Here is an 11,674-nt window from a genome sequence, read left to right as displayed (position 1 = left end):
GCCGGAACAAGTCAGACTTGCCCCAACTGCTTAGAGGATACAGGCAAAAAGAAACTATCCCAACGAGTACACAAATGCCAGTATTGTGGGTACACAGCCGATAGGGATGTGGCATCCGCTCGCATTATAGAAATTAGAGGACTGGAAGCCGTGGGACACACGGTTGGTAAGCTTTCTGAGGGTAAAGGTCACGTCCTGGAAGACGCTAAACTCTACCTCCCTGTGACGGAAGAATCCCCCGCGCTCTTATAGCCGGGGGAGTGTCAAATGTCGAGTCTCAAATGGGTTTTCCCATCACTCAAGAATTAGTTAAGCTTTTAATGAATTAGTTTTAGGCAAAAACTCTCCTTTAATAATGGATCGGTTTATTTACACTATTTAATATTAAAAAGCTTATCTATTAAATATCAGCTTTTTTTGTAGTTAATTATACAGTAATTACTTTTCGTTTCCTCGTTGAATAGTTACAACAAAACAATCTATTCATCAGAGGTATTCTATGCCCGACGTTTTATTTAAAGTAGACCTCACTAAACCCATGTCAGAACAGGAGTTAGTCGGTCATAATCGCTGGCATCCTGATATTCCCGCCGTGGTTTCTGTCAATCCTGGCGATGTCTTTCGCATTGAATGTAAAGATTGGACAGATGGGCAAATTAAAAATAATGATAACCCCGATGATGTGCGGGATGTAGATTTAACCGTGGTACATGTGTTGAGTGGACCTATTCATGTGAATGGGGCGCAACCGGGCGATATTCTGGTTGTTGATTTATTAGATATTGGTGCATTACCGGGGGATGAATGGGGCTTTACGGGTATTTTTGCTAGAGAAAATGGTGGTGGATTTCTCACAGATCATTTTCCCAATGCGGCTAAAGCGATATGGGATTTACAGGGGATTTATACTCATTCTCGTCATATTCCCGGCGTGCGATTTGCCGGAATCACTCATCCCGGTTTAATTGGGTGTGCGCCGTCAGCAGAATTATTAGCACAATGGAATAAACGGGAAGCGGAATTGGTGGCAACAAATCCTAATCGTGTGCCACCCTTAGCGGCATTACCTAACCCGCAAAATGCAATTTTAGGGTCGTTAAACGGGGCAGAATTTGACCGAGTTGCCGCTGAAGCCGCCCGCACGGTTCCGCCGCGTGAACATGGGGGAAATTGTGATATTAAGAATCTATCGAGAGGGTCACGGATTTATTTTCCAGTCTATGTAGATGGTGCAAAACTGTCTATGGGAGATATTCATTTTTCCCAGGGAGATGGTGAGATTTCATTCTGCGGTGCGATTGAAATGTCGGGTTATATTGATCTGCACGTCGATATTATTAAAGGGGGTGTGGAAAAATATGGGATGACTAACCCAATTTTTAAGCCAGGTCCCGTTGAACCGCGCTATTCGGAGTATTTAGTTTTTGAAGGGATTTCAGTTGATGAAGTGACTGGGCAGCAATATTATTTAGATGCTCATGTCGCTTATCGACGGGCGTGTTTAAATGCGATTGAGTACCTAAAAAAGTTTGGATTTACGGGAGAACAAGCCTATTTACTGTTAAGCTGTGCGCCGATTGAAGGGCGGATTAGTGGAATTGTGGATATTCCTAATGCCTGTTGTACATTAGCCTTGCCCACGGAAATTTTTAATCAGCCAATTCTGCCAACCTAGTATAAGAAAGCAGAGGTAGAAGGTTATAAGGAGTAATAAAGGTATGCCGTTGTACGAATTTCGCTGTGATACTTGTGGGGATTTTGAGAAATGGCGCACATTGGCAGAAGCAGGAACACCGCTGCTTTGTCCAACCTGTCAGAGGGTAGCGAAACGGGTATTTTCTGCGCCCATGGTGAATTTAAATTCGGGGAGTTTACCCAAACCAAAGGAACCGCGACGGGTGAAGCGTTCGACAGAATCGACAACACCAAAGTATGGTCAGCAGAAAAATGGACGCCCTTGGATGGTGAGTCATTAATCTTAATTAGGCGTAAATTAAGCAGAAGATAAGACGCAGGAGAAGGTAATTTGTAGGCGCGGGTTGTACCGATAAGGTTATCAATAAAACTGATAACTGGACTAAACCCGCTCTTAGGGAAAATCACAGGAAAAGGACAATTGAGCGAGAACAAATAGGCGGACTAAAAATGTTGCAAGGTCTGAGTTAAAACTCACCCACTTATGCAACAATAAAAATGGCAACGTGCCGCTTTTTGCAAAATTCAGTCATGCCAGTCCGTTCATGTCCTCTTCCTTGCCCCAAATCTTATTGGTTGATGATACTGTGGCTAATCTGCAATTAGTCTCAGATTTTTTAATGAAAGCAGGATTTAACGTCCTCGCGGTTAAAAGTGGCATCCAAGCGTTAAAAATTGTGACAATAACTTCACCGGATCTAATTTTGTTGGATGTGGTGATGCCAGAAATGGACGGGTTTGAAGTCTGTCGTCGTTTAAAAGCGCAGGAGGAAACCCAAGATATTCCAGTTATTTTTATGACAGCCGTTGCCGATCGCGCGAATCCTAGTTACAAGATTAAGGGGCTAAAACTGGGTGCTGTAGACTATATCAGCAAGCCAATTCAGCTTGAAGAGGTGTTACTTCGTGTCCAGACTCACCTGCAACTGCGGGCGTTAACCCAGCAACTCACTGCACAAAATGCCTGCTTACAGCAAGAGTACGAAAAGCGTCATCAAACCCAACAGATCCTGCAAGAAACCGAACGTCGATGGCGATCGCTGTTAGAGAATGTGCAACTACTGGTTGTTGGCTTAGATTGGCAGGGGGATGTGGAGTATATGAACCCCTTTGGTTTAAGCTTAACTGGCTATACTTCAGCCGAAGTTTTCGGGAAAAACTGGTTCAATACATTTATCCCATCCTCCGATCAGCCGCAGCTTAAACAAACTTTCCATGAACTTTTATACCACAACAGCCACGCCTACTACCAGAACTCCATTCTGACCAAATCCGGTGAAGAACGACTGATTGCATGGAATAATACTGTGCTAAGAGATATTACTGGCGCGATCGCAGGAATCATGAGTATTGGCGAAGATATTACCCAGCGTCAGGCTGTGGAACGGATGAAAAATGAATTCATCTCTCTGGTGAGTCATGAACTTCGCACTCCACTCACCTCAATGCGCGGTTCTCTGGGTTTGCTTAAGATGGGAGTCTATGATAATCAACCTGACAAAGCCAAACGGATGTTAGATATTGCGGTAACAGACTGCGATCGCTTAGGGCGGTTGGTGAATGACATCCTCAGTTTAGAACGCTTGGATTCCGGTCAAGTGACGCTAGTTAAGGAAGTCTGCGATGTGGCAGATTTAATCAAACATTCCGTCGAAGCGATAGACGCGATCGCGGAGGCGGCGGGAATTGCTATCCAGGTGACTCCCCTATCGGCTCAAGTCTATGTTGCGCCTGATACGATTATTCAAACCCTGACGAATCTATTGAGTAATGCGATCAAGTTTTCTGAGAGTAATACGACGATCACCGTGGGTGTCCAACATCAGTCAGATTGTATTTTATTTCACGTTACCGACCAAGGACGAGGAATTCCCACGGAACACCTTGAACGCATCTTTGGGCGATTTCAGCAAGTCGATGTTTCCGATTCCCGCCAAAAAGGAGGTACCGGTTTAGGATTGGCGATTTGCCGCAGCATTATCCAGCAACATGGGGGGGGAATTTGGGCGGAAAGTACCTTAGGTTCTGGGAGTACCTTTTATTTTACATTGCCAGTTTATAAAGAATCAGTTCAGTAATATCTAAGTAGGTGGACACAATTAAAGTTAGCGGTGGAGATTAGGGAACAGGGAACAGGGAACAGGGAACAGGGAACAGGGAACAGTAGGGTTTGAGCCTTGTTTACATAACTTAATCTAGTTAAGTTTATTTCCACCAACCTACTTAGTTATTTTTCATTCACCGTTTGTCCGGCAATCCCCAACTTCAACAAAGTAAGTTGGGGTTGTTGAACTGCTCCTCTGAGGGAACGACAACGGCACGTTTAAGAACTGGCTTGGGGAAATCGAGCCAGGAGTTGCTCACGGGATAGCTGAGGCAATTGTGAGAGGTATTGACTTAAGTCTTGGGGAGGTAATCCTAATAAAGGAGTGACCAGTGCGGTGAGTTGAGCGTCCAATTCTCCAAAACGAATTCTGAGTAAATTTTCGACAATGAAACGCTGTGCCTGTTGAATTCCTGATTCACTATTTTCGAGTTGAGACAATTGCAGTAGAAAGGGAGTTAACTGCTGAGAGGGCAATGCCGATAAGGGAGTGATTAAAGCAGCGAGGGTAGAGGTTAACTGTCCCAAGCGAGTCTGGAGAACGTTTTCGATAATCAGCCGTTGTCCCTGTTGTAATCCCTGCTGTAATCCCTGCTGTAATCCTTGTTGTAATCCTTGTTGTAATCCCTGTTGTAATCCCTGCTGTAATCCCTGCTGTAATCCCTCCTGTAATCCCTGTTGCATAGCTTCTTCCCTGGCTTGTTGCCGAGCCGCATCCAGTTGTTGCCGATAAAGGGGTGCTAATGCCATAATTAACTCCCTCTCCTCTGTGTCTAAGGGTTGTTCTTGATTGGCTTGTAAGTTGGCTTGCAAGTTATACAATAACTCTAGCGTAGACTCCCGCCGTTGACTGTCTTCGGGTAATGCGGTGATCTCCTCTATGGCTTGCTGTTGGACTCTGCCCTTTCCCAGAAGTCTCAGCCATAGGGTTTCTGGACTACGGGGGAGTTGGTGGATGACGACGATGGCTGTTCGGAAAGCCTGGGGGAGAAAGTATAGTCCACTTAACCAGTTTTGCTCATCACTGAAGGCTGCAAAGCTATCGAGTAAAACCCTTTCAGGCGCAAGAGGTATTAATCCGCGTTAAAAATAACCTGATGCTCGCCCATCAACGCCAAGAACTTCTCACCCAAAAGAAGCTACTTCAAGATCAAAATGCCCAATTACAGCTTTTATTAACCCTGACTCACCGGATTAGCCAAACCGATGATTTTCAGTCTGCCCTAACCATCACATTAACGAAAATTTGTCAAACTATCGATTGGGATTTTGCTGAAGCGTGGATTCCTAATCCGAAAGAAACTCTCCTAGACTGTAGTCGGGGATGGTATAGTCGCGATCCCACCTTTGACTTATTTAGATATCATCGAAAAACTACTACGTTTGCGCCGAATATTGGACTACCGGGGCGAGTGTGGGTATCGAAAAAGCCGGAATGGATCACCGAGATTTCGGCAGAATCGGCTTGCTGTTGTCTGTGTGCTGAAGGGGGGTTAAATCTTGACCTGAACACGGGTGTCGGCGTACCGATTCTATTTCGCGATCGCGTCTTAGCCATTTTAGTCTTTTTCAAACAAGCCAGGAGTGAACCCGAACCGAGATTAATCGACTTTATTCAGCTTATCGCGGCTCAGTTAGGCACATTGATCCAGCGGATTAAAGTCGAAACGGCTTTATTTGAAGCCAATCAGAAACTCAAATATTTAGTGACTATAGATGGCTTAACTGGAATCGCCAATCGCCGCAAATTTGACCAATACATTCATCGAGAATGGCAACGACTATTTCGAGAGCAACTCCCCCTTTCCTTAATTTTAGGAGATATTGATTTTTTTAAGCGTTATAACGATACCTATGGACATCAAGCCGGCGATGATTGTCTGCGAAACGTAGCCACTAAAATCCGCCTCTTGGTTAAACGTCCCGCCGATTTAGTCGCCCGCTATGGCGGTGAAGAATTTGCCGTAATTTTACCCAATACTGATGCCAAAGGCGCGATTCATGTTGCCGAAACTATCCGCCAAGGCGTGGAAAATCTCAAGATTCCCCATGGGGGTTCCGAGATCAGTAAATATGTCACTTTAAGTTTAGGCGTGTCTAGCCTAATTCCTAATCCTTTAGTAAACATAGAAGCGTTAATTAATCAGGCAGATCAGGCACTGTATCGAGCTAAAGCAGGAGGCAGAAATCAGACGGTAGCGGAATACTCAATTCCTGCAAATTTATACTGCACTATTTAAAACTAAACCGACGAGAGCAGAGGGTGGTTATGGTAGACAAGCAAACGAGTCTTTTAATCGTAGATGACAATATAGATAACTTGCGATCCTTGGCGGCAATTCTTAAATTGGAGGGTTATAAAGTTAGAAAAGCTATTAGTGGAAAGGTGGCATTAGAAACGGTTCGTTCTCACCCACCAGACTTAATTCTCCTCGACATTAAAATGCCACAGATGGATGGCTATACAGTCTGCTCGATTCTTAAACAAGACACCAACACTGGTTCAATTCCCATCATATTTTTAAGTGCCTTAAATGAAACGACTGATAAACTAAAAGCCTTTGCCGTTGGCGGTGTGGACTACATTACTAAACCCTTTCAAGCCCCAGAAGTTGTGGCGCGAGTCGAGAATCAATTGCGCCTCCAGAGACTTTCTCAACAACTCGTTGAGCAAAATTCACAGCTAATTCAAGAAATTCAGATTCGCCAACAAACTGAAGCCGCTTTGCACCAAGCCGTTGAGCAAGCTGAAGCCGCCAACCGTGCCAAAAGTGTGTTTCTAGCTAACATGAGTCATGAACTCCGTTCTCCTCTCACAGGCATTTTGGGTTACGCTCAACTGCTGCAAAAAGATACCGATTGCACTCCTTTGCAACACAAGGGAATTGGCGTTATTTATCAGTGCGGTAGTCATCTGCTTACCCTAATTAACGATATCTTAGATTTATCTAAAATCGAAGCTCAAAAACTGGAAATATTCCCCGATTATATTGATTTTTGTTTATTTTTAAATCATCTGGCTGAACTCTTCAAGTTCAAAGCTCAAGAGAAAAAACTTAAATTTGCCTATTTTTCCCTAACTTCACTTCCCCCAGAGATATATATTGATGAAAAACGTCTGCGCCAAGTTTTAATTAATCTGCTTTCTAATGCAATTAAGTTTACTCATCAAGGTAGTGTCACTTTAAAAGTGAGTGTCAGGAATTACAGTTGTGAACTGAATGGCCATAAAGTAACTTCATCAAGGCAAACGGATAAAGTACAAAAAACTCTTGCCAATATCCGCTTTGAAATTGAAGATACAGGGATAGGAATTACTCCAAAAAAATGGGAGAAAATCTTCTTACCCTTTGAGCAAGTGATGGAGAGTTCACATAGCCCAGAAGGAACGGGGTTAGGACTGACCATTAGCCAAAAAATCCTGGCTCTTATGGGAAGTAAAATTTTTCTGGAAAGTCGTCCCAACCTAGGAAGCAAATTTTGGTTTGATTTAGATGTATTAACGAACTTACCCACGTCATATTTTACTATGATTAATGATAGTCAGAGCCAAACTCTATCTCAGGAACTTGGGGATGAGTCGCATCAAATCATCAACACCTTATCCCCAGAACCTGAAGTAGTAGTACCGCCGTTAGCAGAACTACTACTGCTGTATGAAGCTGCTCAAATGGGTGACGTTCAAAATGTGCAGCAGCAAATTTCGCGACTCCAACAATTAAATCATGACTATCTTGCCTTTATGACGCAGGTGTTGGAACTCGCGGATAACTTTGATTATGAGGAGATTCTGAAATTAATTGATCAGTATTATGATTATGGCGGAAAAATGACTACCTGTTAGGGCGTCAAGTATTCCTAGAAACCGGGTTTCTCATGAGGATGACAACACAATATCAACCTTTGACCCAAAGAAACCCGGTTTATTGACCGATGTCCTAGGGCGATTGAAATCGCAGCTAAACAAACAAAGTCCGCCTACGCGGACTAGGTTATAATCGGGGTAGCTAACCCGAATTGGGTCTGACGAATGACAAATGACAAGCTTTTTAATCATTTTCACCGACTTAGATGGCACAATTCTAGATTCTGAGACTTACAGTTATCAGAATGCGATTCCAGTTCTCAATACCTTAAAGGATAATCAGATTCCGGTTATTCCGGTTACCAGTAAGACACGCCTAGAAGTTGAAACGTTACGCCAATCCCTACAAATCAATGATCCGTTTATTGTGGAAAATGGTAGCGGTATCTTTGTTCCCCTGGATTATCACCACTTAACCTTACCAAAAAGTAACCAATGTGGGGGTTATTATCTGCATCGCTTAGGTTGTACTTATGCTGAAGCAAGACTTGGATTAAAGAAAATAGCCACCGTTATCAATGAAGCCTTGCAGGGATTTGGGGATATGAGTGAAGCCGAGATTTGTCACTTGACAGGATTGTCCTCCGATGAAGCAAAACAAGCCAAGGCGCGGGAGTTTACCGAACCCTTTGTGACTCCTAAGAAGGTAACATCAGAACGCCTTAACGAAATAGTACAAGACTTAGGATACCGGATAGTTGTTGGCGATCGCTTCTGTCATTTGATTGGTGCTGGAGCAGGTAAAGGAAAAGCGGTACAGTGGTTAGTAGACTCCTACCAATCTGCTCAACCCGATGCCAAAATTACTACCCTGGGTTTAGGCAATAGTCCCAATGACTTGGAGATGCTGGAAGCGGTGGATAGTCCGGTAATTGTTCCTGGAAATAAAGGCATTCATCCCGGCTTATCCGGTAAAGGATGGCAAGTCGCACCCGCACCCGGTTCTCAGGGTTGGGCGGAAGCAGTGAGGGGGGTTGTCTTGGGGGATCAGGGGAAGATGGGGAAGATGAGGGAGAGTGTGTAGGGGCGGGTTTCACTACTATTTTTTTTGTTATACCCAGATGTAACTAAACCCGCCCCGACTAAATGACAAATGACAATTTTCACCGTTAGCTTTTATTGTGTCCACCTATTTAACCCTTCGACTTCGCTCAGGGTTAATGTGAGTCTATAGTTGATCACGTCGTAAAATCCGCCACAGGTGTTCGGTTGCACTCACTAGGCGACGACTAAGAGATTGATTAAAGTAAGAGATAAGAGATAGGAAAACAAACGACACTACCCAATTTCGATTATTACCATGAACAATCTGTCCAATCGAGTTCCAGAATTCTTTGATGGCGAAGGCGAAGGCGGTAACTTACTCTGGCAATATGTCCAGTCTCTGCATCCAGAAACCGTTGCTCAACTCTCCAAACCTGATCCGGAAGTGGTTCAGGTGATGGAACGCAACCTAATCGGAATGTTAGGCGCACTTCCTCACGAACATTTTAATGTCACTGTTACGACCAACCGCGAAAATCTAAGTCGGTTATTAGTTTCTGCAATGATGAGCGGTTACTTTCTCCGCAATGCTCAACAGCGCCTGGAATTTGAAAAGTCGCTGCACGAAGTCGCAGAAATGCATGATAATTAATTGATAATCTGTGAACTCAGGACAAAGGACGACGGACGAAGGACAAAAGACAACCTTGTCATCTGCCATCAGAAGTGAGATGATCGCTCAAAATGAGTGGTAAACTTCCCTGATGGCTAACCCTTTTCCCCAGAAAACTCCCAGTGAACCCTTGAATTTACCCACCAAACTCGCTTATGGAGTTGGAGAACTGGGAGGAGAGATTCCGGGTAATATCTTAGTCTTTTTCTTGCTGTTTTTCCTCACCAATGTGGCGGGGTTAAATCCCACCTTGGCGGGGAGTGTTTTGCTGATTGGCAAGGTTTGGGATGCGATTAACGATCCGATGATCGGGTATTTGAGCGATCGCACTCGTTCCCCTTTAGGGCGGCGTTACCCCTGGATGTTGATTGGGGCGATTCCCTTGGGGATTGGCTTTAGCTTACAGTGGTTTGTTCCGCCCACCTCGAATCAGTGGCTACTATTTGCCTATTATGGCGGAATTGGGATTCTCTTTTATGCGGCTTATACCTCAGTTGTTCTCACCCATAATGCGTTAGCGGCTGAACTAACTCAAAGCTATGACGAACGCATTGGTTTAATTAGCTTTAAAGCCGCGTTTAGTATCGGTGCAAGTATTTTCTCGCTGGGTTTAGCCCAGATTATTTTTGCCCAGATTGATGATCCGTCTCAAGAGTATCGGATTCTGGGAACAATTTGTGCAATCGTCGCCACGTTAGCGGTTTTTCTATGTGTTTGGGGAACGCATAAGCGTTATAAGCAAATCGAAGCCCAACGGGAATCCGTGACTCAAGTATCTTTTTTACCCATCACCCAACAGTTTCGGATTGCGTTCAGTAACTTCCCGTTTATTTGTGTAATTGGGATTTATTTGTGTTCTTGGTTAAGTCTGCAAACAACGGCGGCGATTCTGCCCTATTTTGTGGTTCATTGGATGGGATTACCTGATCATCACTTTACCCAAACCGCGCTAACGGTTCAAGGAACAGCCCTAAGCATGACATTTGTCTGGAGTGCGATCGCCAAACGTGTGGGTAAACGTGCTATCTATGGCATGGGTATCCCGTTCAGCTTATGCGCGTTGCTGGGACTGTGTTTCTTACAACCCAATCAAGTAGGATTAATGTATGTTCTGGCGGTATTTGTGGGGCTGGGTTTGTCTACGGCTTATATTGTACCCTGGTCAATGCTTCCCGATGTTGTTGATTTCGACGAACTCAACACCGGACAACGGCGGGAGGGCATTTTCTACGGATTAGTTGTACAAATACACAAAATTGCCGTCGCGATCGCACTCTTCCTCGTGGGTAAAGCCCTCGACGTGTCTGGGTTCATCTCCACCACATCCGAACAATTACCCGTGACTCAACCAGAATCCGCGTTGTGGACGATTCGTCTGCTGATTGGTCCGATTCCTGCTATTGTCCTCATGGGAGGTTTAGCTTGGGCGTACTTCTATCCGATTAGTCGTTCCTTCCATGGCGAAATCCTGCTGCAACTCATCGAACGCCGGAATACGGAAACGTTAAGAGATGGGGGAGATGAGGGAGATGGGGAAGATGAGGGAGATGGGGCAGATGGGGAAGACTACGGATGAAACGCTAAGATTGTTAAATAACTTTATAGTGATATAAAATAATTAGAAGAAAATTTACGCTGATGCCTTGTTGATTCCTGGATCAGGCAACGATAGAGATATAGATAGAGAAACCTCCATGAATAACCTTCACCATCACCAACGGCAACACAAGCATCGTCGGCATCGCCAGACAACCCTAGAGACGGATAACCATGGGCGACGACGCAGAGGGTGTCGATTACCTAGCGTGGTTTTGGGGACAATGGTGCTGACATGCAGCAGCGCCTTGGCTGAATCTGCGTCACAACAACCCAGTAATGTTGTGTATCAACTCAACCACGAAACCCAAGCCGCGTTGATTGAAGCCATCCAAGATGAATATAAAGCCCGCGCCTTCTACGAAGCGGTTATGAATAAGTTCGGTGCTGTGCGACCATTTAGTAATATTGTTCACGCCGAAGCTAGACACGCTCAACGGTTGGAAACCCTGTTGATTAAATATGGAGTGCCAGTACCAGCAGATACGTTTACCGGAACGATTGAGGCACCCGATAGCCTGAAAGCCGCCTGTAAAATCAGCATAGACGGCGAAATCGAGAATCTAAAAATGTACGATCGCTTTTTATCCTTTGTCCAAGAACCCGATATCTCCGCCGCTTTCTCCCAATTGCGTGATGCTTCTGCTAATCGCCATTTACCTGCGTTTGAGCGCTGTTACAGTCGATTGTAACGGGTCATTGGTCTTTTGTCCTTTGTCCTTTGTCATTAATCGATAATTAAGACGTATTTAAGGTT

General features: G+C 44.5%; 11 protein-coding genes. 10 read left to right on the top strand and 1 reads right to left on the bottom strand.

Features of this window, described 5'->3' with window-relative positions; all coding sequences use genetic code 11:
- From RIC07_RS06375 to RIC07_RS06360, 4 genes are all read left to right on the top strand, one after another.
- On the top strand, nt 1-252 hold a 252-nt coding region (locus RIC07_RS06375), incomplete at its 5' end, for a zinc ribbon domain-containing protein (RefSeq protein ID WP_446393788.1).
- 247 nt (nt 253-499) lie between these two features.
- The gene (fmdA, locus tag RIC07_RS06370; protein ID WP_446393787.1) at nt 500-1,675 is read left to right on the top strand and encodes a formamidase; all 1,176 of its coding nucleotides are present in this window, start codon (nt 500-502) and stop codon (nt 1,673-1,675) included.
- 43 nt (nt 1,676-1,718) lie between these two features.
- Nucleotides 1,719-1,976 (top strand): FmdB family zinc ribbon protein, encoded by a 258-nt coding sequence (locus tag RIC07_RS06365; RefSeq protein WP_446393786.1) that lies wholly within the window; start codon nt 1,719-1,721, stop codon nt 1,974-1,976.
- Between the two features lie 264 nt (nt 1,977-2,240).
- On the top strand, nt 2,241-3,773 hold the full coding sequence (locus tag RIC07_RS06360) for a hybrid sensor histidine kinase/response regulator (RefSeq protein ID WP_446393785.1): 1,533 nt from the start codon (nt 2,241-2,243) through the stop codon (nt 3,771-3,773).
- 245 nt (nt 3,774-4,018) lie between these two features.
- Here RIC07_RS06360 and RIC07_RS06355 read toward each other — a convergent pair whose 3' ends face one another.
- Nucleotides 4,019-4,612 (bottom strand): hypothetical protein, encoded by a 594-nt coding sequence (locus RIC07_RS06355; RefSeq protein WP_446393784.1) that lies wholly within the window; start codon nt 4,610-4,612, stop codon nt 4,019-4,021.
- Between the two features lie 284 nt (nt 4,613-4,896).
- Here RIC07_RS06355 and RIC07_RS06350 point away from each other — a divergent pair, with 284 nt between their 5' ends.
- The 6 genes from RIC07_RS06350 (at nt 4,897) to RIC07_RS06325 (ending at nt 11,609) form a co-directional block, all read left to right on the top strand.
- Entirely contained in the window at nt 4,897-6,039 is a 1,143-nt protein-coding gene (locus tag RIC07_RS06350; RefSeq protein WP_446393783.1) for a diguanylate cyclase domain-containing protein, read from the top strand.
- Nucleotides 6,040-6,068: 29 nt separating this feature from the next.
- Entirely contained in the window at nt 6,069-7,643 is a 1,575-nt protein-coding gene (locus RIC07_RS06345; protein WP_446393782.1) for an ATP-binding response regulator, read from the top strand.
- Nucleotides 7,644-7,836: 193 nt separating this feature from the next.
- Nucleotides 7,837-8,688: an HAD-IIB family hydrolase gene (locus RIC07_RS06340; RefSeq protein ID WP_446393781.1), complete on the top strand. Its 852-nt coding sequence runs from the start codon at nt 7,837-7,839 to the stop codon at nt 8,686-8,688.
- A 276-nt stretch (nt 8,689-8,964) separates the two neighbouring features.
- Nucleotides 8,965-9,300, top strand: a complete 336-nt coding sequence (locus RIC07_RS06335; RefSeq protein ID WP_446393780.1) for a DUF760 domain-containing protein — start codon at nt 8,965-8,967, stop codon at nt 9,298-9,300.
- A 112-nt stretch (nt 9,301-9,412) separates the two neighbouring features.
- Entirely contained in the window at nt 9,413-10,897 is a 1,485-nt protein-coding gene (locus RIC07_RS06330; RefSeq protein ID WP_446393779.1) for an MFS transporter, read from the top strand.
- Between the two features lie 118 nt (nt 10,898-11,015).
- Nucleotides 11,016-11,609, top strand: a complete 594-nt coding sequence (locus RIC07_RS06325; protein ID WP_446393778.1) for a ferritin-like domain-containing protein — start codon at nt 11,016-11,018, stop codon at nt 11,607-11,609.
- Nucleotides 11,610-11,674 lie beyond the last annotated feature (65 nt).

The organism is Coleofasciculus sp. E1-EBD-02 (assembly GCF_040218245.1).
Classification (GTDB): domain Bacteria; phylum Cyanobacteriota; class Cyanobacteriia; order Cyanobacteriales; family Coleofasciculaceae; genus Coleofasciculus.
The sequence above is the reverse complement of the archived record's forward strand: the minus strand, read 5'-3'. Positions and strand labels throughout refer to the sequence as shown.